Origin of the sequence: Geoglobus acetivorans (assembly GCF_039641995.1) — an archaeon.
Lineage (GTDB): Archaea > Halobacteriota > Archaeoglobi > Archaeoglobales > Archaeoglobaceae > Geoglobus > Geoglobus acetivorans.
Genome location: NZ_CP087714.1, coordinates 1,112,026 through 1,135,703, shown reverse-complemented (window position 1 = coordinate 1,135,703; position 23,678 = coordinate 1,112,026). Strand labels below are relative to the sequence as shown.

The 23,678-nt window shown below is 46.6% G+C and carries 24 protein-coding genes; 7 read left to right on the top strand and 17 right to left on the bottom strand.

Translation table 11 applies throughout. The features are described 5' to 3' along the window. Nucleotides 1-67 precede the first annotated feature (67 nt). Complete coding sequence (locus LPQ35_RS06715) at nt 68-481, top strand: MgtC/SapB family protein (protein WP_193808105.1); 414 nt, start codon at nt 68-70, stop codon at nt 479-481. 9 nt (nt 482-490) lie between these two features. On the opposite strand, the gene LPQ35_RS06710 is transcribed toward LPQ35_RS06715, so the two are convergent. The 3 genes from LPQ35_RS06710 to LPQ35_RS06700 form a co-directional block, all read right to left on the bottom strand. Next, nucleotides 491-1,633 (bottom strand): nicotinate phosphoribosyltransferase, encoded by a 1,143-nt coding sequence (locus tag LPQ35_RS06710; protein WP_193808104.1) that lies wholly within the window; start codon nt 1,631-1,633, stop codon nt 491-493. A gap of 1 nt (nt 1,634) precedes the next feature. Further along, nucleotides 1,635-1,922, bottom strand: a complete 288-nt coding sequence (locus LPQ35_RS06705) for a MazG nucleotide pyrophosphohydrolase domain-containing protein (RefSeq protein ID WP_193808103.1) — start codon at nt 1,920-1,922, stop codon at nt 1,635-1,637. An 88-nt stretch (nt 1,923-2,010) separates the two neighbouring features. Continuing rightward, nucleotides 2,011-2,649 carry a PHP domain-containing protein gene (locus tag LPQ35_RS06700; RefSeq protein ID WP_193808102.1) on the bottom strand — a complete coding sequence of 213 codons (639 nt, stop codon included), beginning with the start codon at nt 2,647-2,649 and terminating at the stop codon, nt 2,011-2,013. A 35-nt stretch (nt 2,650-2,684) separates the two neighbouring features. Here LPQ35_RS06700 and LPQ35_RS06695 point away from each other — a divergent pair, with 35 nt between their 5' ends. Further along, nucleotides 2,685-4,115, top strand: coding sequence for a dihydropteroate synthase-like protein (locus LPQ35_RS06695; protein WP_193808101.1), 1,431 nt, complete (start codon nt 2,685-2,687; stop codon nt 4,113-4,115). Here LPQ35_RS06695 and LPQ35_RS06690 read toward each other — a convergent pair. The 5 genes from LPQ35_RS06690 to LPQ35_RS06670 all read right to left on the bottom strand — a co-directional run bounded on the left by LPQ35_RS06690 (nt 4,112) and on the right by LPQ35_RS06670 (nt 8,577). Beyond that, nucleotides 4,112-4,588 (bottom strand): pyruvoyl-dependent arginine decarboxylase, encoded by a 477-nt coding sequence (locus tag LPQ35_RS06690; protein WP_193808268.1) that lies wholly within the window; start codon nt 4,586-4,588, stop codon nt 4,112-4,114. The two genes, LPQ35_RS06695 and LPQ35_RS06690, sit on opposite strands and share 4 nt — an antisense overlap. Before the next feature lie 103 nt (nt 4,589-4,691). Next, entirely contained in the window at nt 4,692-5,606 is a 915-nt protein-coding gene (locus LPQ35_RS06685) for an archaeosine biosynthesis radical SAM protein RaSEA (protein ID WP_193808100.1), read from the bottom strand. Beyond that, a complete protein-coding gene (locus tag LPQ35_RS06680; protein ID WP_193808099.1) occupies nt 5,603-6,406 on the bottom strand; it encodes a rhomboid family intramembrane serine protease in 804 nt (267 codons plus the stop codon). Before LPQ35_RS06680 ends, LPQ35_RS06685 begins: the two co-directional genes overlap by 4 nt. A 25-nt stretch (nt 6,407-6,431) precedes the next feature. Continuing rightward, entirely contained in the window at nt 6,432-7,085 is a 654-nt protein-coding gene (locus tag LPQ35_RS06675; RefSeq protein ID WP_193808098.1) for a hypothetical protein, read from the bottom strand. Then, nucleotides 7,012-8,577 (bottom strand): ATPase, T2SS/T4P/T4SS family, encoded by a 1,566-nt coding sequence (locus tag LPQ35_RS06670; protein WP_346297595.1) that lies wholly within the window; start codon nt 8,575-8,577, stop codon nt 7,012-7,014. The genes LPQ35_RS06675 and LPQ35_RS06670 overlap by 74 nt, the downstream gene beginning before the upstream one ends. A gap of 215 nt (nt 8,578-8,792) precedes the next feature. Between LPQ35_RS06670 and LPQ35_RS06665 the strand changes: the two genes are divergently transcribed. Beyond that, a complete protein-coding gene (locus LPQ35_RS06665) occupies nt 8,793-9,473 on the top strand; it encodes a DUF6293 family protein (RefSeq protein ID WP_193807870.1) in 681 nt (226 codons plus the stop codon). Here LPQ35_RS06665 and udg read toward each other — a convergent pair. Beyond that, on the bottom strand, nt 9,470-10,081 hold the full coding sequence (gene udg, locus LPQ35_RS06660) for a type-4 uracil-DNA glycosylase (protein WP_193807869.1): 612 nt from the start codon (nt 10,079-10,081) through the stop codon (nt 9,470-9,472). The genes LPQ35_RS06665 and udg overlap by 4 nt on opposite strands. A gap of 36 nt (nt 10,082-10,117) precedes the next feature. After that, on the bottom strand, nt 10,118-11,431 hold the full coding sequence (locus tag LPQ35_RS06655; protein WP_193807868.1) for an FAD-dependent oxidoreductase: 1,314 nt from the start codon (nt 11,429-11,431) through the stop codon (nt 10,118-10,120). A gap of 344 nt (nt 11,432-11,775) precedes the next feature. Here LPQ35_RS06655 and LPQ35_RS06650 point away from each other — a divergent pair, with 344 nt between their 5' ends. Beyond that, nucleotides 11,776-13,539, top strand: coding sequence for an AMP-binding protein (locus tag LPQ35_RS06650; protein ID WP_193807867.1), 1,764 nt, complete (start codon nt 11,776-11,778; stop codon nt 13,537-13,539). An 83-nt stretch (nt 13,540-13,622) separates the two neighbouring features. Next, nucleotides 13,623-15,482, top strand: coding sequence for an anaerobic carbon-monoxide dehydrogenase catalytic subunit (gene cooS, locus LPQ35_RS06645; protein WP_193807866.1), 1,860 nt, complete (start codon nt 13,623-13,625; stop codon nt 15,480-15,482). Between the two features lie 30 nt (nt 15,483-15,512). Here the strand turns inward: cooS and lysA are convergent, their stop codons facing one another. Genes lysA through LPQ35_RS06620 form a run of 5 tightly spaced genes read right to left on the bottom strand, consistent with a single transcriptional unit; the run spans nt 15,513 to nt 21,491 of the window. Then, complete coding sequence (gene lysA / locus LPQ35_RS06640; protein WP_193807865.1) at nt 15,513-16,772, bottom strand: diaminopimelate decarboxylase; 1,260 nt, start codon at nt 16,770-16,772, stop codon at nt 15,513-15,515. Then, nucleotides 16,765-17,919: an LL-diaminopimelate aminotransferase gene (locus LPQ35_RS06635; protein WP_193807864.1), complete on the bottom strand. Its 1,155-nt coding sequence runs from the start codon at nt 17,917-17,919 to the stop codon at nt 16,765-16,767. The genes lysA and LPQ35_RS06635 overlap by 8 nt, the downstream gene beginning before the upstream one ends. A 44-nt stretch (nt 17,920-17,963) precedes the next feature. Then, entirely contained in the window at nt 17,964-19,091 is a 1,128-nt protein-coding gene (locus tag LPQ35_RS06630) for a citrate/2-methylcitrate synthase (protein WP_193807863.1), read from the bottom strand. Between the two features lie 10 nt (nt 19,092-19,101). Beyond that, complete coding sequence (locus LPQ35_RS06625) at nt 19,102-20,619, bottom strand: AMP phosphorylase (protein ID WP_193807862.1); 1,518 nt, start codon at nt 20,617-20,619, stop codon at nt 19,102-19,104. Between the two features lie 41 nt (nt 20,620-20,660). After that, nucleotides 20,661-21,491 (bottom strand): D-aminoacyl-tRNA deacylase, encoded by an 831-nt coding sequence (locus LPQ35_RS06620; protein WP_193807861.1) that lies wholly within the window; start codon nt 21,489-21,491, stop codon nt 20,661-20,663. A gap of 72 nt (nt 21,492-21,563) precedes the next feature. Between LPQ35_RS06620 and LPQ35_RS06615 the strand changes: the two genes are divergently transcribed. Both LPQ35_RS06615 and LPQ35_RS06610 read left to right on the top strand, forming a co-directional pair. Then, on the top strand, nt 21,564-22,022 hold the full coding sequence (locus tag LPQ35_RS06615; RefSeq protein ID WP_193807860.1) for a deaminase: 459 nt from the start codon (nt 21,564-21,566) through the stop codon (nt 22,020-22,022). A gap of 36 nt (nt 22,023-22,058) precedes the next feature. Next, a complete protein-coding gene (locus LPQ35_RS06610) occupies nt 22,059-22,358 on the top strand; it encodes a winged helix-turn-helix transcriptional regulator (protein ID WP_193807859.1) in 300 nt (99 codons plus the stop codon). Here LPQ35_RS06610 and LPQ35_RS06605 read toward each other — a convergent pair. Both LPQ35_RS06605 and LPQ35_RS06600 read right to left on the bottom strand, forming a co-directional pair. Next, complete coding sequence (locus LPQ35_RS06605; protein WP_048093451.1) at nt 22,355-22,552, bottom strand: TRAM domain-containing protein; 198 nt, start codon at nt 22,550-22,552, stop codon at nt 22,355-22,357. The two genes, LPQ35_RS06610 and LPQ35_RS06605, sit on opposite strands and share 4 nt — an antisense overlap. 100 nt (nt 22,553-22,652) lie before the next feature. Further along, the gene (locus tag LPQ35_RS06600; RefSeq protein WP_193807858.1) at nt 22,653-23,642 is read right to left on the bottom strand and encodes a GlcNAc transferase; all 990 of its coding nucleotides are present in this window, start codon (nt 23,640-23,642) and stop codon (nt 22,653-22,655) included. Between the last annotated feature and the right edge of the window lie 36 nt (nt 23,643-23,678).

Here is a 23,678-nt window from a genome sequence, read left to right as displayed (position 1 = left end):
AAATATTAATTTATTCGTCCAGAATGCTGGCGAAAAAAATTTTGTATTGAAACGCAAAGTTCAGTTTATGGAAGAATACATTTCCCTCATTCTTGCATCAGTTTTCGGAGCGGTTGTGGGACTCGAACGATCAAAAGTCCACAAACCTGCCGGACTCAGAACCCACATGCTCGTATCTGCAGGGTCGTGTCTGTTCATGATAGTCTCGGCCAGATTCTTTAACGACCCTGCCAGGATAGCTGCAGGAGTTGTTTCCGGAATAGGTTTCATCGGAGCCGGCACGATACTTGCCGAGCAGAGGAAAGAAAGAACAAAAGTTGTCGGAATCACCACGGCAGCGAGTCTCTGGATGACAGCTGCAATAGGAATGATTACAGGTTTTGGAGACTACAGACTCGCCACATTCTCCACAGCATTAACATACATCATACTCAAGCTAAAGAGGGTCGAAGAAATGCTCGAGAAAAGGGAGAAAAGTTAGGTCAGAATGTTAGACAAACTCATTCTCTCTGCCAAGCGCCCTTATGATTTCCATCTGCCTGAGTGCGAGTTCTCTCGCCTCACCCATATCGCTCTTCATCAAGACTTTTCCGCCTTCCATGACCTTCTCAAGCAGCGGCTCCATGCCCTCGGGCTTATCCTCGATGAACAGCCTGATTTCATCCCTCAAGCTATCCCAGTCTCTGTAAACCTGCTTCATTCCCCCTCTCTTCCCTCTTTTGGCGCAGAACTCGCCATTCCTTTCCACAATATCCATGGAGAAATCAACAGGGTTTGCTCCTGCTATGCTCGTTCCCACGCCAAAGATGTCAACGATGTCCCTCAAAGCCACAATGTCATCTATGTCGAGCCCACCGCTCACAACAATCTTCACATCGCCCCTGCCCCTTATTCTGAGCTCCCACTTAATTTCCTCGATTATCTTCCGCATGTTACCTCTTCTCGTGCCGGGAGTATCAAATCTGAGCCCATCAACCCTCTCCACATTCTCGATCGCAAGTATGGCTTCGGTTTTCTCATCAAAATATGTGTCCGCAAGAAGCGTCCGGGGAATATTTTCATCAACAACCTCATCAAACGCTCTCCATGCTGAGATCTGGTCCCCAAATGAGATTATCAGGGCGTGGGGCATCGTTCCGACGCTCTCAATGCCGAGATACTTCTCTGCTGAAACGTTGCTCACACCATCCACTCCCCCTATCCACGCTGCCCGTTCAATAACTGGAGCTATAGCAGGATGCTGTCTTCTCGTCCCGAATGACAGAACCTTTCTGTCGCCCGCGGCGAGCTTGGTTCTGAACGCCTTGGTGGAAACACCGGAAGAGTGGCAGATGAAACCGAGTATCGCAGTCTCAAACCTGGCAAAATCCAGATAGTGGCCAGCAATGACCATTACAGGTTCATGAGGAAAGAAAAGCGTTCCTTCCTTCATCGCATAAATGTCAACATTTATGCCCTCCATCAGCTCAAGCACATCACGCAGTCCCGAAAAAATACCCCAGCTGGATGCCGTGAATTCTGCCACAACGTACGGATTGACCTTTTTCTCTCTCAAAACTTTTTCAGTCCACACAAAGTATTTATCAGTCACAATCCCGTTCCGTATATCCTCATCTCTTGCAATCAGAAACATATCACAATCCCTCCTCACACTTACATGGCCGGGAACCACATTTTATGCAGTAATCCGGATATTTCTTCCTCACCTCTTCCTCAAGTTCAATCCCGCAAAGATTTGCCAGACTCACGAGCCAGGCGAAGACATCTGCAAATTCTTCCCCGAGATTTTTGTTTTTTCTCAGCGCCTCTGAAAGTTCCCCAACTTCCTCAATAAACCAGAAAAAGGTCTTTCCCACACCCCTTTCGATGTCCTTCTCGTAGTAAAGGTCTTTTATCAGTCTCTGAAACTCGGATATCTTCACGTGGTAAAGGTGAGAGTCTGATAATTTAAATCATTCTAATAAATCGCTTAAAGCATGGTCGGGGAAAAACCACCATAGTTCAAGCACATCAAAATTGGCGGATGAACTTCTTTTTCAGCGAATAACCTATCTGCCTCGAAAGCGGCATTTTGCGGCCGGAATATTCGGTTTTTCTCTCCGCAATAGCTTCTTTCAGATTTCCCGTATATAGAGTCAACCCGTATCCCACCTCGTTTGCCGTATGGGCATCGCTACCCGCTATTTTAGCCATTCTGTATTTATCCGCAATTCTTTCGGAAATCCTGTTGAAAATACCTACGACATACTTTGCATTGAAAACCTCCAAAGCGTCTGCGTGCTTTATAAGCTCGATCCTGAAAGCACCACTCCTCTCTATCTGGAAGGGATGCGACACAGCACAGATTCCGTTCTGCTTTCTCACCTCGCCGATCGTTTCCATCAGAGACATACCCCTATCGATGTCCCTCTCGATATAATAAACGAGAAGATGTCCATCAGAAGTTGAAACTTCAGCACCCGGTATTATCTCAATGTCCAGATGCTCATCCCTGACGTAATCAAGTGCCGCCATGCTCCCCTCCACAGTGTCATGATCCGTTATTGAGATCGCATCGATTCCGAGTCTCACGGCTTCATCAACAATTCGCTCAACCCTGTCAAGGCCGTCACTGTACGTGGAGTGGACATGCAGTTCAGCCCTTTTCATCGAAGACTTTTTGACTTTAAGGTAAAATAAGATTTGTGAAGGTCCTTCTCGTCACAGGAAGACTGGCCGAAAAAATGGTAAGGGAAAACGCCATGGGAAATGACGTTCATGTGGCGGATGTTGACGTCGCTGCTTTTGTATCGGAAAAAGACCTTGAGAATCTTGACCTTTCCGATTACGATCTCGTGCTTGTTCCGGGACTTGCCAAAGGAAGGTGGAGAGAACTGGAAAAAGAGAGTGGCGTTAAAATTCGCCTCGGACCTATTCACGCATACGACATTCCCTCAATACTGAAAAGACTTGACGAAATCGAACTTTCTCACGAGATCCCTGCGGACAGACTTGTTGAGATTGACAGACGAAATGAAATTCTGAAAGAGATTGAGACGCTCGAAAAGGGCGTATTTGACATAAACGGCATCGTTATCGGAGGTGAGAGCAGATTAAAGGTTGTTGCCGAGATCGTCGATGCCACCGAGCTTGAAAGATATGAGCTTGTGGAGAGAATAGAACACTATCTCGAAAGTGGCGCTGACATAATAGACCTCGGCATTCCAATAAGTTTTTCCACAGAAGATGTCAAAAAAGCAGTTAAGATAGCAAAAGATTGCTGCAATGCGGTCAGCATAGATACATTCTCCCCAAGAGCAATAAGGGCGGGAGTCGAAAGCGGTGCCGACATGGTCATGAGCATCTCACTCTCGAATCTGAAGGCACTGAATTATATTAAAGATCAGGCAGTTGTCGCCGTCGAAAGAAACCCGGTGAGGCTGAAGTGGCTGGTTGACTTTATAAAAACAAAAACAGACAGAGTTATAGCAGATCCGGTGCTGGACATAAACGGATTTTTCGATTCCCTGGCAAGATACAGAAAATACAGGGAAATCGATGTCACAACCCCCATGCTTTTCGGTTCAGGAAACATCACCGAACTTTTCGATGCAGACAGTGTGGGTATGAACGGGATTCTCGCATACATTGCGGAGGAGCTTAAAGCTGACCTGCTTTTCACTACCGAGGCGAGCGTTAAAACGAGGGGGTGCATTAAGGAGCTTAGAACCGCAAGCATCATGGTCAGGGGAGCTAAAATAAAAGAGTCTCCACCAAAAGATCTGGGCATTTCTCTGCTTGTACTGAAGGAGAAACGAAAAGTTGCAGAAGCACAAGATCTTAGAGAGTATATTGAAGCCGAAAAAAGCGAAAGATTCGTTAGAGATCCTGCCGGCGATTTCAGAATATGGATTTCAGGAAATAAAATAGTCTGCAGCCACGAAAAGGCAATTATTGCAGGGAGGGATGCAAAGAGCATAATTGACACCATCCTGAGACTCAAGCTGGTAACCAGACTGGACCACGCAGCGTACCTTGGGAGAGAGCTGAAAAAAGCAGAAATGGCATTAAAACTTGGAAAGAATTACGTGCAGGACATGCCCTTAGATTTCGGAATTTACGGAAAGATTGATTAGAAAACAAAAACCGCAGCAGCAACAACCGTCGTATAATCCTTTACCTCTGCCACCTTCGTTACATTGAAGGTCTTTGCAGGCTTTATGCCGAAGGCTGTTTCGAGCATGAACGCCGCGCTCTCCTCAGCCTTCCTCCCAACATCCTCTCCGGTGTACTCCCCGTGATATTCTGTAAGATACCCGTGAAGAGAGGAATCTTCAGGGATTGCCGCTCCAACGCTCGCATAAATTTTCTTACCCTCTTCGTTGCTCGTCTCCCTCGACATCACGCAGAAAACAACCTGACCGGGGTAAAGCTCCCTCAGACCGTCGTCAATGCCGATTATTTCACACTGAGGTGGAAATATACTGCTCACAGGGACGAGGTTGAACCTTTCTATGCCAGCATCCCTCAATGCAAGCTCAAAGCTGACCAGCTCATCCTCATGACTGCCCGCTCCCGCTGTGAAGAATACCTTTTTCGGGACGAGCATTCTGTTAACATCCACAGTTACGCTTTCAGCCCCTGAAAACCCATCTGCTCTGCTTTCAAATCTCACGTGTCAGAGTAGGGAGGAGAGTATTTAAAACTTACCTCTATGGAAAAAGAGGCTTTTCTATAAGGTCTTCAGCCTCAAGAGCGAGTTTCCACTTCTCCTTGCACTCACAATCAGTCTCGAAAACCCCTTTATCTCCTGTAAGTGAAAATCTCCTTATCTCGTCCACAACAGAGCTGTCACATTTGAAGCAGTTGTGGGGACCTCTCCGTTTCCCTCCCGCAACCGGATCACACAGTATGTCCAGATCCGCCCATTTCAGGATTTCCACAGCACTCCACAGCCACGGAGGCCTGTAAACGCCTTCTCTCCACAGCTTTTCAACATACGTCCCTGAATGGATTGTCATGAGGTTGAGCGAGACCACATCCGTGTAAGGCTTTACGTCTTCAATGGACTTCTTCATGTCCTCCATCGCCTCTTTCTCCGTGAGCAGAGGGGGTTTGAGCAGCAGATAGGTCTTGATCCTCGCCACACTACCTACACGTTCGACTGCGTTTCTGTATTCCTCGAAGCTGAAGCCTTTGTTAATCAGGTGTTCTCTGTAGAAATCGTTGGAAGTTTCGAGACCTATACCGATCTCAATCTCTATGTCGGCCTGAGAGATTTCCTCAACCACCGCTTCAGTCAGAAACTCAGGTCTGCTTTCAACAACAAGCTTTCTGAATCCCAGCTCCACTGCCCTGCGGTAGATTTTCTCCCTTGTTTCCCTCTCAACCTCACCCTCATCGAAAAAACTGCCTGAGGTAAATATTTTCAGCACTTCCACCTGTTTTTTTCCTGCAGCTTTTTCAAACGCCCTGTAAACCGTCTCCTGGGTTGCGTTTCTGTCTGAGTCGAGGGTGTAGCTACACATGTAGCATTTATCCCATCCACACCCCCTCGTGGGGAGTATCACCGTGAGACAGTCCACCACCTCTCCGTCAAGCCTTTCTCTTTCAATCCAAGCCTTCAAAGACGCAGCCTCCTTCTCATTCTCAGTCTATCACCATAGTAAAGTCCCACCACAAGCCCTCCGAGGTGTGCTATGTAAGCCACACCGGTGAAAAGCGAAAACGGAGTCATCAGCAGATTGTAGAGCGCAAACAGGAGTACTGCCATTCGGATATTCATCGGGATAAAGAAGAACAGCAGCACTCTGATCTCCGGAGCCATGATGGCGAGAGCCCCCATTACACCGTAAATCGCCCCTGAAGCTCCTACAGCCGGCGTAAATGTCCCACTTGCGTATGAAAAAAGGACATACATCACGTTCCCAAAAATGCCTGAAAGCAGAAATATCTCGAGATACTTCTTCCCGCCTACTCTTCTTTCAAGCTCTGTTCCAAAGAAGAAAAGCACGAGAGCATTTACAAAATAATGCTCAAACGAACCATGAAGGAAGATGCTGGTAATAAGCTGCCAGGGTCGCAGATAGACGTCGTAAGGATAAAGAGCAAGCAGATTGAAGAGAGGTCTGAATATGAGCGTCAGAGCAAACAGGACAGTGATTATTGCAAGAATCATGTTGTTGTAGCCATAAATCTCAAACGGGTTTTTTCTGACCTTCAATTCGGGATCATACTTCTGCAATTCAGCAATTCTGCTCCTTTGTCTCCGCCCTATATCTCTGTCCCGCTTAACCTTAACAGGAATATCATACAGCCCCTCGCAGCTGTGCTTTTCGGGCAACCTGTGATCAGAGCAGAACGTACCTCCACAATAACTGCATTTGTACGGAAGAAGCTCATCCTTTCCGCATATATCACATTTCACCGCTTTAATACTGTTCCGTCAATATTTAAATTTTGGCCAGAATTCGGGAATACCTTCTTATTTTTTCATCATCGTAACTTGAAAGCCAGGAAAGCCAGCATATTTCGGTACTTCCAAATCCCACTTCTCTGGACAAAGATTCCACAAATCTGATGAACTCAACAGGTTCGTTCGGATGATCAATAAACCTTCCAACGAATCTCCTCACGATACGGTCAGGCATAACGGTGTCAACCCCTCCCATCATCCTGAGGTACTGGAAGGTGTTTATTCCTGCCCCTTTCACGTCAAGCCACTCCCTCCAGCTTTCAACCTCCGCCTCTTTAGCCCACCCCCTCAGGGCTGTGGCACCCTCACCGTACTCTGAAATTATGCTGCACACTCCTTTTGCAACCTGCCAGCTCCTTTTATTCTTCCACAATGAATAAAGTTCAGCATCATCACATGAAATCAGATCGCCAAAGCCTGCAATTCTCCCGGAATCAATAAATCTCCTTTTAAATTCAAGGACTCTCGGAACTACCACAGAAAAATAATTGACCCCAACGGATGTTATGGCTGCATCCACCACCATCAGTATAACGTTACCCCCGTACCTCTCCGAATCAAGGACCTTCCTGCAGAACTTCAGCGTTTCCGGAGACTTTTCCGCCAGCCTTTGCAGCTCTCTTCTCATCATCCCAAGACTCGACAAGCTCCATCACCTTATCCGGATCTACCTGATAGAGCTGGATTATTCTGGCAACTTCCTTAAAGTCTCTTATGTTTTTGTCGAGCATGTATTTGAGGACTGCTTCCCTTCTCTTCAGCTCCTGTTCGAGTTCCTTTCTCGACCAGTTCCTCATGATTCTGAGTTCTTCGAGGGCTTTTGAGCTGCCGACCATTACGTGCTCGTCCTTGCTTGAGTCCCAGGTGAAGACTGTTGTGGTTCTCATGATCTTTGTGTGGGGGTCAACGCCTATGATCTCTGCTATCTCCAGGTTTCTTCTCACCCTCTTCTTGCCCATGAAGACCTGGGCCTGGATGCTGACTATGTCCAAAGCTTCGATCATGGCTCTGGGGACGTTTATGGGCGGGTTTTCAAGCCTGTGGATGACGCCATTGACGGAGTCAGCATGGAGTGTTGAGTAGGTGGTGTGGCCCGTGGACATTGCCTGGAAGAGGGTTAATGCCTCCTTTCCCCTGACTTCTCCGACTATTATGTATTCGGGTCTCTGTCTCAAGGCTGCTCTGAGCAGATCATACATGTCCACGACCTTTCCCGTTTCCCTTGTGACTGCGGGAATCCAGTTCTCGTGGGGGAGCATTATCTCTCTTGTGTCCTCAATGGTTACTATCTTTGAGCTTCTCGGGATGAAGATTGAGACGGCGTTCATGGATGTGGTTTTTCCGCTTGCGGTTCCTCCTGCGAAGATGAGGGACCTCTTGTTCTCTATGCAGAGCCAGAGGTAGGCCATCTGCTCTATGCTGAAGGTTCCCCAGGCGATGAGGTCGACAGGGGTTACAGGTTCATCTCTGAACTTTCTTATGGTGAATGTGGAGCCGTGGTCTGTTACCTCTTTAGCCAAGGTCATCTGGATTCTGGATCCGTCTGGAAGGGATGCGTCGAGCAGGGGTTCGGCTATGCTTATGTGCTTGCCCGACATCTGGGCAAGCTTTATGACGAACATGTCCAGCTCATCTTCACTGAAGGTGATGTTTGTTCTGATGTTCTGGTAGTTGCGGTGGTAGATGTAGAGGGGTTTGTTGTAGCCGTTGCAGGAGATGTCCTCTATCAAGCGGTCATTCATGAGGGGGGTGATGGGGCCGTAAAGCAGTGTCTCCCTCAGCACATAATAAAGAAGAGCGTGATAGTAATATTCGTCCTCCAATTTAAGCTTCAGAGATTCCACAATCCTGTCAAATGTCTCAACTATCGCCTTTTCCTTGTCTTTTTTCTCATGGATTGACGGCAGGACGAACTCGAGTCTTCTCAGGATGTCATTCTTAACTTCTTCATATTCATTAAGGGGCGGCTCAATAACATAATACAGAGCATCGAGGCCTTCCTGCAGGATTTTGATGGCAGAAAAAACCCTTCCCCCGTAAATAGGATAAGACTCAATTTCTTCATATCCCTCAGGAGGGGGCAATTCTGTCAGAAGTTTAGCATAATCTTTCAGATTGCTCATCAAGATAATTCGAAAACCGGATTATATAATCCTTTTCATGATTGTGATAACCCCTCTCGACCCTCAATTCTTCCACCGTATAGCATTTGTCAGGTACCGATTCAGGCTTTTTAATTAGATTGTTACAGCGTTTAACTATTCACCACATCTTTGACAAATAACAACACGCCATCACCTATAGAAAAATTTATTAAGTTTTCCACAAAATGGAACGCATGGCAAAAGCAGTCCATGTTATTGCGGTTGGAAGGAACAAAGAGAGAATCATGGAAAGCTTGAAACTGAGCGGGTACCCCATACAGAAGGCCTACCTGATAATTCCGGACGGCGAGGGTTACATGGAAGTCGCTGAAGACCTTGAAAAAATGCTGAGCGTTCTCGTCGAGATCGAAAAAATCAGAGTTAGTGAGACCGATGTATATGATTCTGCCATAAAAATACTGGACCAGATAAAACCAGAAATAGCTGAAGGCAATAACCTCCTGATAAACGCCACAGATTCTCCAAGGACGCTGATGATCTCGCTCTACCTGGTTGCCCAGCTGACAGGTGGCAGGCTTTACGTGGGAATGCCGAAGTATGAAAAGGACAAAGAAGCTGGAATCGAAAAAATTGTAGAAATACCTGTTCCTCCGCTCAAGAGGATCGGACAGGACAAAATAACAATCCTGAAAGCAATATACGAAAATGGAAAAGAAGTTGACTCAATAAACACGCTGATAAAACTCGTCGATGGAAAGCTCGAAAAGGATAAAGCGTATATGGCTCAGAGAGCAAAAATGAGCTACCATCTGAAAGGACTTGAAAAAGATGGATACATAGAAACAAAAAGAGAGGGTAAAAACGTAAAGATACTGCTGACACCTCTCGGTGAAGCAATCTGCACAATATTCTAATCAGATATGAAGTCTGAAAGAGTCAAATTTTTTCTTTTTATCAGACCGCTTATCTTCTCAAAATCACTCTCAATTATTTCCCTGTAAGCCGGTTTGTAAAGCGCCGCCGCTGGATGATATGTAGCCACAAAGCTGATCTTCCCAAAATCTGTATTCTTAACGTGCACCTTCCCCCTGTCTCTGGAAATATTCCTGAAGGGTATCTCAAAATGCTCGAAAATGGTTTTTGCAGAGTGTCTGCCGAGACAGACTATGACATCAGGCTTAATTATTTCAATCTGCCTCAGGAGATACGGAAAACACGCATCCACCTCATGCTCCATGGGGTCCCTGTTGTTGGGTGGTCTGCATTTCAGAATGTTTGCAATGTAAACATCTTTCCTGGCAAGACCCAGCTTTCGTTCTATTAGAGCAGTGAGAAGCTTGCCAGCATTTCCCACAAAAGGCCTGCCCTGCTCGTCCTCCTCCCTGCCAGGTGCCTCGCCGATGAACATTATCTGTGCATTCTCATTTCCCTCTCCGGGGACGTAATTTTTCTTTGTCAGATGGAGAGTGCACTTTCTGCAGGATTTGATTTCATCTATGAGACTTTCAAGCTCAGACTTCATTGGAAGAAATAAAAAAGAGCAATAAAAAAGGTTTTGCTAAAACTTCAGCACCCTTGCAGCCACAATCACGGGATCCCAGATCGGTGTGAATGGCGGGGCGTAAGCCAGATCAGAGAAGAATACGTCCTTCGTTGTTAATCCAGCCTGGATCGCCACTGCAAAAACATTGACCCTCATTGCGACCATCTCATACCCTGCAATCTGTGCACCGAGAATCCTGTTGGTCTCCGCATCCTTAACAACCTTGAGATATGTTTTCTTCGCCCCGGGGTAATAGTGGACCTTGGTATTGGCAGTTATGAACGCACTCTTAACCTCAAAACCTTCTTTTATCGCCTCTTTCTCGCTCAACCCTGTCTTTGCAATCTGCAGGTCATAGAATTTTGTGATCTGGGTGCCTACAACGCCAGGAAATTCTATGTTCCCACCAGACATGTTGACTCCCGCAACATACCCCATCTTGTTTCCAGCCGGTGCCAGAGGAATCCATGCTGGTTTGCCCGTGATGAGATGCCTCGTCTCGGCAACATCTCCTGCAGCGTAAACGTTCTCAACACTTGTCTCCATTTTCTGATTGACCCGGATGGCACCAGTTTCCCCAAGCTCAACCCCTATCTGCTCCGCAAGCTCAACATTGGGCTTTACACCCAGAGCAAGGATGACAAGGTCTGCTCTGTACTCCCCCCTATCAGTAATGACTCTCTCAACACTGTCCCTGCCTTCGAAGGCCTCTATTTTTTCATTAAGCCTCAGGTCAACCTTCTGCTCCATGTCTTTCTTCAGAATTTCTCCAATCTCACTGTCAAAATTCGGTAAGGGATGTTCCGCCATTTCCACAACAGTAACCTTTTTTCCAAGGGAGGATACCGCTTCAGCCATCTCGAGGCCCACATATCCTGCACCTGCTATGACAACGTTCTTAGCCTCTGCCAGAGCGCTCTTCAGAATTTCTGCATCTGGGGGAAGATCGACGGTGTAGATGTTTTCAAGGTCAACTCCTTCAATCGGTGGAACTTTTGGCGAGGCGCCCGTGGCTATTAGCAGTTTATCCCATTCGTACTCATTCTTTACCCCGTTTTCATCAACAACTATGCTGCCATCCTTTACCTCAGTGACCTTCGCATGGAGGCGCAGATCTATTCCTCTTTCCTTTATGAATACTTCTGGTCTGTAATACATCAGCTCGTCGCCCGGAAAGCCATACTCAATGGAATACGGTATCCCGCAGGGAGCGTGACTTGCAAAGCCTGTCGCCTCAAAAACTTTCACATCCCATTCAGGTTTTAGCGCACGTATTCTTGAGGCCGCAGTCATCCCGCCAGCTCCTGCACCCACTATAACGACCTTCATGTCATCACCCGAACCTTTTTTAATTTTAAAATAAAATAGATTTTCCCGGTTTTGCCTACAGAAATCACCCGTGATGATGGGGATTGCAACCTCCCTGTTATCCCAAATGGACCAATAGAGAAATTACCCCGGAAAACACAGGTAACAAAAACAGGAATTTTACCATTTCTGAGCTCGCCCGTCAGAGCCAGGGATCGGATAAGTGAGTCCCATTTATCGTAAAGTATTTTTTAGAAGATAAAATTATAACGGCTAATCTGATTTAAATTATTATTTAATTAAATTCGAAAAGCTTAAGTATCATCAAAAAACATTGCGATTAAAATTTACGGAAGGTGGAACTTATGGCAATGGAGGAAGTTTACAGGAAGTTTATTGAACTTGTGCAGTTGCCTGACGACGAGAACAAGGCAAAGGCGATGGAAGAATTCTTCAAAAACCTAAACACGATGCAGCTGCCCGAGTACTTCAACTGGGCAGAAGAAATCTTCGAGGGAATACACGTAAAGGAAAACGGCGACAAAACTGCGCTTCTCTGGACAGACATTGAGACAGGGGAGAAAAAGAAATTCAGCTACAAAGAGCTTGCAGAGGAGGGAAACAGAATAGTCAATTTCCTGAGAGGCCACGGGATAGACAAGGGAGATAACTTCTACATGATGATTCCGCTCGTGCCAGAGATCTGGTTCAGCACCCTTGCAACAGTCAAGGGAGGATTTGTTGGAGTCCCAACAGCAACAACCATGACGGCAAGGGAGCTCGAATACAGATTCAAAACCTATCCACCAGACTCAGTTATAGCAGATGAGGCCTCAGCGAAAGTCATTGATGAGGCTCTTGAATTGGCCGGTGTCGAACCCAAGGTGAAGATCGTTCTGGGGCAGAAGGACGGATGGACAAGCTATGACGAAGTAAGAAAAGAGAGCGGAACCGCTGAAAGCGCAAAAACAAGGTATGACGATGTTATATTCTGCTTCTTCACATCAGGAACCACGGGATTGCCAAAGAGGGTTGTCCATACGGCAACATCGTACCCTCTGGGACACCTGAGCACTGCGTGCTTTATCAACATCCAGCCCGGAGACGTCCACAACAATCTCAGCCAGCCAGGATGGGCCAAATATGCATGGAGTTCATTCTTCGCTCCCCTGATCGTCGGTGCCACTGCAACAGGATTCTACTATTCCGGAAGGCTGAACGGAGATCAGTATCTACAGGCACTTGACGAGAACGGTGTTACAACATTCTGTGCCCCGCCAACAGCCTGGAGACTGTTCCTGCTCTCAGACATCGGAAAGTACGACTACAAGCTGAGAGACGTTGTCAGTGCAGGAGAACCGCTCAACCCTGAAATATACGAACAGTGGCTGAAGTACACCAACACAGAAATCAGAGATTTCTACGGTCAGACGGAGAGTACAGCCATGATCGGCAACCCGCCCTGGTTCAAGGGCAAGATAAAGCCAGGCTCATTCGGAAGGCCCTCATTCATGCATGATGTAACTCTCGTGGATGATGAAGGCAATGAGATAACAAAGCCAGGAGAGGTTGGGCACATTGTCGTGAGGGTTGACAGATGGAGGCCAATTGGCCTGTTCAAGGAATACATGGGTGATCCGGAGAAGACTGCAAAGGTGTTTGTCGGCAAATACTACTACACCGGAGACAAGGCATACTTCGACGAGGATGGATACTGGTGGTTCGTCGGTAGGGCAGATGATGTCATAAAGACGTCAGATTACAGAGTTGGACCATTCGAAGTTGAGAGCGCATTGATCGAGCATCCCGCTGTGGCTGAAGCTGCAGTTGTCGGCAGCCCTGATCCTGTCAGATATCAGCTCGTGAAGGCGTTCGTCATTCTCAAGCCTGGACACGAGCCGTCCAGAGAGCTTGCACTTGAACTGTTCCAGCACTGCAGAAACATCCTCGCAAGGTTCAAGATTCCGAGAATAATAGAATTTGTGCCGGAACTTCCAAAGACAATCAGCGGTAAGATAAGAAGGGTTGAACTCAGAAAACTTGAAGAGGAGAAAAAGAAGAAAGGAGAGAGAGGAGAACACGAATACTTCTACGAGGACTTCCCGGAGCTTAAAAGCAAAAAATCCTAAATTTTTATAGCCCCACATATTTTTCTTTTCTGCCAAAAATCTTAGGGTCAAAAAATATATGAAGTATTCTTGTGAAATTGATCATGAAACTGGAAGAAACTGTTAGTTACCACGAGACAATAAATGAAATGTACAACAAAGTGAAAAACGAAACAACAAACATTGTGGACAGATTTAACGCACAGGAGAAAACAAGATGTCCATTCTGTGAAAAGGGTTTGAGCTGCCAGCTGTGCAGCATGGGTCCCTGCAGAATAACCCAGACCAATCCCTACGGTGCCTGCGGTATCGACGCAGCAGGAATGGTCGTGAGGAATTTTGTTCACAAGAACATGCTCGGAACGGAAGCATACACATATCACGCAATTGAGGCCGCAAAAACATTGAGAGCCACTGCTGAGGGGAAAACACCATTTGAGATAAAGGAACCTGAGAAACTCAAATGGTTTGCCGGGCTGCTCGGAATTGAAGGAGAAGACATAAAGGAGCTTGCAATCAAGGTCGCAGATTTTGTGATATCCGACCTGAGTTCCACAGAAACAAGCAAGCTCGTCGAAATACTTGCTCCAGAAAAAAGGAAGGAACTGTGGAAGGAGCTCGGATTGATGCCCAGCGGGGTATTCCTGGAGCTTTTGACGGTTGGATCATCCTCCATGACCAACGTTGACAGCAATTATGTCTCACTCGCGAAAAAATCCATGTCTCTGGGCATATCTACATGCCTTGCAGCCCAGATTGCTCTCGAAACCATACAGGACATTCTGTTCGGAACCCCAATGCCTCACGAAACCTATGCAGACCTCGGAATTCTCGACCCCGAGTATGTTAACATAGCAGTCAACGGTCATGAGCCTTTTGTTGGCATGGCGCTGATAAAGCTGGCAGAAAAAGAAGAAGTACAGGAAATGGCAAGGAAAGCTGGAGCAAAGGGACTGAGAGTGGTGGGATTCATTGAAACTGGACAGGAAATAATTCAAAGAGTTGACAGCCCTGTCTTTGCAGGAATTGTAGGAAACTGGATCGTGCAGGAATACGCTCTCGCCACCGGAGCTGTTGACGTTTTTGCTGCAGACATGAACTGCTCTCTTCCATCACTGCCAGAATACGAAAAGTATGGCGTAAAAATAGTTCCCGTCAGCAAACTGGTGAGATTCAAGGGAATAGACGAGGGTCTGGACTACGAGCCTGAAAAAGTTGAAGATATAGCAAAAGAGCTTATACAAATCGCAATAGAGAACTTCAAGCAGAGGGACAAGACAAAAGCAGTAAGAGTTGGTAAAAAGCAAAAAATTGTCGTCGGATTTTCGCCTGAGGCAATAGACAAGCTTGTTGGTGTGGACAATCTGCTTGAGGCTATCAAAAATGGATCCATAAAGGGAGTGGTCGGCCTGGTGAGCTGCACCACGCTCAAGAACGGCCCACACGACAGCAGCACGGTAACCATAGCAAAGGAACTGATCAAGAGAGACATCCTTGTTCTCTCGCTCGGCTGTGGAAACGCAGCACTCCAGGTAGCTGGTCTGACCTCAGTGGATGCGAAGGACCTTGCAGGAGAGAACCTGAAGAAGGTTTGTGAGGCGCTCAACATCCCGCCCGTTCTGAGTTTCGGAACCTGCACGGACACCGGCAGACTTGCGTATCTGCTCAGAATCCTTGCTGAAAAGCTTGGAGTGGACATACCCGACCTCCCCATCGCAGCGACCGCTCCAGAGTACATGGAGCAGAAGGCCACAATAGATGCTGTCTTCGCCGTGGCGTACGGTGTTGTGACACATGTATCACCTGTGCCACCAATAACGGGCAGCGATAAGGCCGTAAGGCTGTTTACAGAGGACGTTCAGAAGCTGACCGGAGGAAGAGTTCTCGTAGAAGAAGACCCGGTCAAAGCCGCTGAAAAGATAGAGCAGGTCATTCTTGACAAAAGAAGATCCCTCGGGATCTGATTTCCAAATTTTTTATATTGTGTTAAAAGATTAAAAGAGTTCTTCTGGGATTCTCTGTCTTGCAATGAGATCCCCAACGGTTTCCTTTTCCCGGGTGATGTGGAACAGACCCCCATCAACAAGAACCTCAGCGCATCTTGGTCTGCCATTGTACTGGCTGCTCATTGCAAACCCGTATGCCCCCGCATCAAAAACGGCAATGTAATCACCCCTCTTAACTTTTGGAAGCTTTCTGTCTTTTGCAAGAATGTCGCCAGACTCACATATCGGGCCAGCAATTGTATACAGCTCTTCTGCTGGCTTCTCCATTTTGTTCGCAACCACCACCCTGTGGTATGAGTCGTACATGGCCGGTCTTATGAGCAGATTGAAGCCCGCATCCACAGCGACAAAGTTTTTGTAGGCTTTTTTCACCGCATTTACCCTGGTAAGCAGAATTGTCGTATTGGCGACAAGGCTTCTCCCCGGCTCAATCCAGAGTTCCGGCTTGGACTTCAACATCTGGAGCCCATTCTCAAGCGTTTTTTTGATTGGCTGGGAGAATTTTTCCACTCTGCACTCACCATCTCCTTCGTAATCTATACCAAATCCACCGCCCATGTCCAGAAACTCAAGCCTCACACCAAGTTTTTCAAGCTCTGCTGCAATTTCAAACATCTTTTCAAGCTCATGCACGAAAGGCTCTACATCCCTAATCTGGCTTCCTATGTGGCAGTGAATTCCAACCGGAACCACAGCACCAGCCTGAACTGCGGCCTCGTAAGCCTCAAGAATCTGCTCAGCCGGAATCCCGAATTTAGATGTTTTCAAACCAGTTGCGATCTTGGGGTGGGTCTCTGCACTTATATCCGGATTTACCCTGAACGCTATCTTTACCTCTCTTCCGCAATTTTGGGCAATCTCGGAAATCGTGTAAAGCTCGTCAAGGCTATCAACGCTGAACTTCACCCCAGCCTTAATACCGGCCTCTATTTCCTCATCACTTTTGGAGTTTCCGTTGAACAGGATGAAATTTCGGTCAAATCCAGCAAGAAGAGCGAGATAAAGCTCACCCAGACTGAAAACATCGGCACCAAAGCCATTTCTTGCAAAAATTTTCATGATGGTCAGGTTATTGTTGGCCTTGACTGCATAGAGCATTCTGGCAAATCCAAAGCTCTCCTGGAATAATCTGATATTTTCTTCAAGCTTTTTCCTTGAGGTGATGTAAACAGGGGTGCCGGTTTTTTCCACTATTTCTTCAAAATCAACCTCTTCTATGAGAAGTCTCCCATCTTTCGAGCTAAACAATATCGACTCCCTCCATTCTTCTCAGAGCTTCATCAATCACGGCAACATCCCTTGTCAGGGCAAATCTAACATATCCTTCTCCGCTCTTCCCGAATCCAACGCCAGGAGTTACAAGAACGCCTGCCTTGTCGAGAAGCTGCTTGGCAAACTCCATGCTGGGCATGTCCACCCTGAGCCAGACATAGAACGTTGCTTTTGGTTTTTCAACCTTGAAACCAAGCTCTTTAAGCCCATCAACAAGCCTGTCCCTTCTTTCCCTGTAAATGGCATTGTTCTCTTCAATCACATCATCGCTCCCATTCAGTGCAGCCATACCCGCTTCCTGGACTGCATTGAAAACACCGCTATCAACGTTGGTCTTTACCTTCAGCAACCCCTTCACAGCATCTTCGTTTCCGAGAGCATAGGCTATCCTCCAACCGGTCATGTTGTAGGTTTTGCTGAGAGATCCAAACTCAATCACACATTCGAAGGCATTCTCGTACTCAAGGAAACTCCTGGGTCTGTAATCGAATCCTATTTCGCTGTAGGCCGCATCGTGGGCAAGAATGATTTTATTGTCGATGCAGAAATCCACGGCCTCCTTAATGAAATCCATTTCAGCAACGGCGGTTGTGGGGTTGTTCGGATAGTTTAGAAACATGATTTTCGCTTTTCTTGCGACCTCATCAGGAATGCTATCCAGATCTGGTAAAAATCCGTTTTCTTCCTTCAAGGGCAGTTCATACGGTATTCCTCCAGCCATGATGGCCGATGAGTGATAAACAGGATACCCTGGTTCGGTATATATAACATAGTCTCCACTTTCCACGAACGCCAGAGGAAGGTGAGCAATACCTTCCTTTGACCCAATTAGAGCGATAACACTGTCAGGTTCCACCTCCACGCCCTTTCTCCGCCTGTAGAAGTTTGAAACTGCTTCTCTAAACTCATACTTCCCGGCATAGCTTGGGTATTTCTGATTCTCAACCTTCTCCACAGCCTTTTTCATCGCTTCAACAACATGCTTGGGAGTCGGAAGATCTGGATCACCCACTCCGAAGTCTATGACATTCACTCCCTCACTTTCCTTCTTCGCCTTCATTTCGTCAAGCTCTGCAAAAAGATATGGCGGTAATTTTCTTAGCCTCTCAGCTAACTCAAACAAAGTAACACCTCCTGAAACTGAGGTGAAAAAAGATTATAAAAAACTTATTCTCTCTCACTCAGAGGGAGGAATTTTTTCCCCGCTGGCCCAATATATTCCGCTCTCGGTCGTATCAGAACATTGTTCTCATACTGTTCGATGATGTGTGCGGTCCAGCCAGAAACCCTTCCGATGGCAAAAATGTTTATGAAGAGGTCATCCGGAATGCCAAGATTCGCATACACGCTGGCCGAGTAAAAGTCAACGTTGGGTAACAGCCCTTTATGCCGGTAAACTGCCTTTTCTATGGCCTCACTGATCTCAAACCATCTTGTTCCCTTCTCCTTAGAAAGCATTCTTGCAAGCCTCTTCAGCTCAACCGTCCTTGGATCTATGACATTTCTGTACACTCTGTGTCCAAACCCCATGATTCTCTCTCCCTTTGCCAGCTTTTCAAGCACATATCTCTCTGCCCTCTTTGGCAATGCCACTTCTCTGAGCATTTCCATTACCCTCTGAGCCGCACCCCCATGCAGAGGCCCAATGAGGGTTCCTGTTGCGGCAACAACGCAGGCGTACATGTCAGCGAGCGTTGATGCTGCGACCCTTGCCGCGAAGGTAGAGGCGTTCAGTTCATGATCCGCATGAAGAATGAAATCCAGGTCAAGGGCTTTTTCCATGGTCTTTGTAGGCTCTTCGCCATGGAGCATGTACAGAAAGTTGGCCGCATGTCCGAGGTCTTCGCTGGGATGGACCAGCTTTTCACCCATCCTGATTCTGTGGAAGTAAGCGACAATGGTCGGAAACTTGGCAATAAGGTTTTTTGCCTTTTCAATGCTCTTTTCGTGGCCTGTAAATGAGATGTGTTTGTCCATTGTTCCCAGAAAACTCACCGCAGTTCTCAGAGCAACCATGGGATGACAGAACGGTGAGAGGTTCGTGAGCAGGCCAACTATTTGGGGCGGTAGCTCCCTCCTCTCCTTCAGATCCTCGCTGAAGTATTCCAGATCGCTCTTCGATGGAAGTTCACCGAAAAGCAGCAGATATGCCACCTCTTCGTAGGTCGAATGTCTTGCGAGATCATGAATGTTGTATCCTCGGTATTCCAGTACCGCCTTACCGTCCTCGATGGCAATCCGCGATATGCTCGACTCAGCAGCAACCACATCCTTAAGGCCATTAACTGCACCCATAATAATCACCTCAAACAACCTTGAAAGAGGGGTACTTCTCCAGTATCATCCCTGATACGACTATGGGTGGATTTTCCATCGCATACTCAATAGCCTTTTCCAGTTTCCAGGCCGTTTCAGCATAAATCGTAATCAAAGGGTCACCCTTTTTCACGACCTCCCCTCGCTTCCTGTGAATGTAAACACCCGCTCCCTTGTCCTTCGGAGCCCCAGCCAGTCTTGCCAACCGGACAACCCTCTGATTCAGAATGTCGACAACCGCACCCTCAAACTTGCTCTCAATCACATATTTTTCCTCGCCTATTGGAATGTCGTCAGACTTGAGTATTCCCTTACTGCCCTGAGCCTGAATTATCTCCAGGAGTTTCTGATGAGCCTTTCCACTCTCGAAAATCATTTTTGCACGATCATATCCGTCCTGCGCAAATCCAGAAATCTCAAAAAGCAAACCTGCAATTCCGAGGGATTTCTCGATCAGACTTGACGAACCTTTTCTTTCTTCAAGCGTTTTCAGTGCTTCCCAGGCCTCCAGAGCAGGTCCAACTGTCCTCCCAACAGGCTGTGAACCATTGGTGATGGCGCACGAAACATTCAGACCGAGTCTCCTTCCGAGCTCCACAAACTCTCCAGCAAGCTTCCTGCCCTCTTCAACAGACGAGATTTTCGTCCCGTTTCCTGCCGGGATGTCTATCGCAACGTGTCTCGCCCCGACAGCACCTTTTTTGGCCATAACACTCGCCAGAAGCTGAGGCCTTGGGTCTATGGATAAAGGATATTCCACCCTTATTATCTTGTCATCAGCAGGAGCTATGTTGGTTGCACCGCCCCATGCAATTACGCCTCCTGTTTTCAGGGTTATTTCCTTAATCTCTTCAACAGACATGTTGACATCTGCAAGCACTTCCATTGTGTCCGCAGTACCGCTTGCAGAGGTTATTGCCCTGCTTGCGGTTTTGGGAATCAGCAACCCGGATGCCGCAATTATGGGCACGATGAGCAGACTCACCTTGTTTCCGGGAACCCCACCTATGCTGTGCTTGTCAACCACAACACCTTTCTCGAACTCTATGGCTTCTCCAGTATCAATCATCGCCTTTGTCATCCACTCAATTTCATCAAAATCCATCCCCACAAGATAGCTGCCAAGAACAAATGCTGTAAGCTCGACTTCTGCAAGATTGCCATCAACGACGTCAGAGATTATACTGTAAAGTTCCTCTCTCGAATATTTTTTCCCACTGAGCTTTTTTCTGATGAATTCAACACTGGATGGCCTTGAAATGGGGTATATATCAACCTCGTCCCCATCTTTAAGATTCAACTCTGCTGCAATTTCCTCATAAACGCCAATTTTCCCCCGGGAAATCAGGCCAAAAGCTATTTGAACTATCGCACTTACACTTTTCCCCGATTTTATGACTCTGATCCTGTCTCCTTCTGAAACACCAATCTCTGCAGCATCATCCTGATTTAAGGCAACCGCAAATTTGCCTGCATTAATTGGAAGAACAGCCGCCCTGACCTTCATTGTGGATAAATGGCCCACAGGGTATAAATATCTTTGTATGCTTATGTATCCCAGATATATTTCTTGGCCTCCTTGGACCTGATTGCCTCAATTCCGACCATTTCTGCCACCTCCTTTATCAACTGCTTCACTTTGGAGTTTGCAGACTTCTCGTCAAAAATTATTATCTCGGCATTGCTGAGATCAATCGCATATTTCAGAAATTCCGGGGTGAGGTCCTGAAACGTGTACTTTGGGAAGTTGTGTGCAAAGGCAAAAACAGTGTTCAGCTCTATTTCAGTCTGCCTTGGAACATAATGTGTTCCTCCCACACCAACAGCAACCTTCCAGTTATTCTCCCCCTTCAAAGCCTCAAGTATCGCATCAGCAACTATGTGTGCGATGTCTTCATCCCTCCACTCCTCTTCGGTTGAACCGATCTCATAAAATGCACACGGCTTTTTTATTTCCGATGGTCCATGGTGGGTTGCTTCAAGTGTGAATTCATACTCGGTATCGGGTATTTTTTTACTCACAGCAATTGAAAAGTTCTTCATCGTTATTGGTGCAGGTTTTGCAAGCCTGTATGGCAGACCGCCGTAGTCTGCTCGCCCCACATTACCGGAAACGTGAGCCGTTACGATCTTCCTCCCATCCTTGCTTGAATGTCTTGAAGCAAACACAATTTCATCAAACTCAATAAGCTTTGAAAGGCGCTCATCAAGATTGTCGCAGTATATGAGCCGTTCCTTAACCTCGACAATAGCGCATTTTTCTGAAACGTGAAACTCGTACTCTCCGACAACCTTCCTGTCAAAATCGCCATTTGATAGTAAGACATTTTTTATGTTCTGACCAGCCAGGTCTTCTTTACTGCAGACTATCAGTTTCATGATTTCAGGTTCATGCCGAGGCACAAAAAATAATCGGAGAAACACTTATTTTTCAGAAGGAAATGCTTTCGCATGCACAGAAGACCATCACTTGATGAATACTTCATGAGCATTGCAAGAGTTGTAGCCAGCAGATCCACATGTCTGAGACAGAACGTTGGAGCAGTTATTGTGAGAGACAAACGAATCCTCTCAACGGGATATAACGGGGCCCCAATGGGTCTGCCCCATTGTTTTGACATAGGATGCCTGAGAAAAGAACTTAACATACCATCAGGCGAGAGACATGAGCTTTGCAGAGCGGTGCATGCCGAGCAGAATGCCATAATCCAGGCAGCATATCATGGTGTGAGCATAAAGGATGCCACGCTGTACACAACACACCAGCCATGCATAATGTGTGCCAAGATGATAATTAACGCCGGGATAAAGAAGGTCGTATATGGAAAAGACTATGCAGACAACAGGGGTCTGGAGTTCCTGAAGGAAGCGGGCATAGAGATAGTCTATTTCCCCATGGAGGAAGATTAATATACTATTATATAGATTTTTAAACTGGGGATAAAAATGAGTTTGAGGAAGCTTAAGTATGAGGCCGAAATAGCACTGAGGCATTTTCTGGTCCTCAAAGCAGTGAAGGAAAATCAACCAATAGGCATCTTCAAGTTATCCGAGATCCTCAACATGCCAAAACACAAGGTCAGGTATTCGCTGAGAGTGCTCGAGCAGGCTGGAGTTATCGAGCCATCCCAGCACGGTGCCGTAATACCAGACGACGCCTACGAAAAGATCGAAAAAATGAAAAAAGACATTCAAGAAATCAGAAAATGCATTGATGAAATTGAAGAACTGTCCAGAATTATTTAAACCACTTCTGCAAATCCATATTTTCTTAAAACCTTTGTAATTCTGACTGTAACTTCCTCGTCCACATCCACACCCGGAACGAATACGACATAGCCTTCGATTCTCGCAATTCCATCTCCACCGCTTCCAATGTTCTCAATCCTAACTTTCCTTACATCTCCCACCTTTACAGGTGGCTTCCTTTCAAATTCCATTTCAAACACCTACCTTCCAATTTCATAACGCTCTGTAGAAAAGTATATAAAGTTTTCTATAATTAATTCCTGAATGAAAAATAATAGTGGCTTATCAATTTCAGGTCGTTTTTGAGATACTCTCTCTGTATTCCTCGTACTTTTTCCTGGCATCTTCTGCTTTTTCCATCAATCCGAGTTTCTCATACGCCTCAGCCACGTGTTTGAACCACATCGGATCGCTCTCAGCCTCCTGTTCGCAGTATCTTGCAAACTTCGTCCATGCGCCCTTAGCAAGTTCTTCCTCTCCGAGAGCCTCATAAAGCTTGGCAACATCCTCCCAGAAAACTCCTTCTTCCTCAGCCTCCTTCTTGTAATACTCAAGAGCCTTTTTCAGGGCTTCCAGGTATTTTTCCTCATTGCCCGCCTCGCAGTACAGTTCAGCGACATCCTCCCAGAACCATGGTTCATCTTCCGCATACCTCTCAAGGCATTCCGCCGCTTTTCTCAGATCGCCTGATTTTTTGTAGAGTTCATGAGCTTCCTTCCAGTAATATACATCCTTCTCTCTTTCTGCAAGCATGGCATAAACATCTGCCGCCTCTTTATATTTTTCAGCCTTCTCGTATGCCCAGGCTGCGCTTTCGAGCATCTCTGCTTTGATATATGCCTCTGCCGCCCTGACGTAGTCTCCCTTCTTTTCAAATTTTCGGCCGGCTGCCCTGTATCTGCCCTTTTTCATCAGGGACTCGGGACTTGAGAACCTTTCCGCCAGACTCAGATCTGGCTCAGAGATATACCAGACAAACACAACAAACGCCAATACAAAAACTGCGAGGACGACAAGAAAGTCCCCCACGTGCCACAGATACACGGAATAAAGCCCATAAGCAGACAGAAGCGCCCCCAGAAGTGTTACGAGACCGTATTTAAAAGATCTCGCATAAAACGTTAGCGCAGTCATCAATCCAAAAACTGCCAGAAGCCCGAGATAGCCCAGTCCAAAGACTATCTGAATCAGCAACTTAATCCCGAAGAAGTGTACAATTGAAGCGGCTACCGCAAGTAAGATTACAAAAAACGTCCCTATGGCTACCGTCAACCTGTCCATGGCTAAATATTGCAGGGATGGATATATAAATTCTTT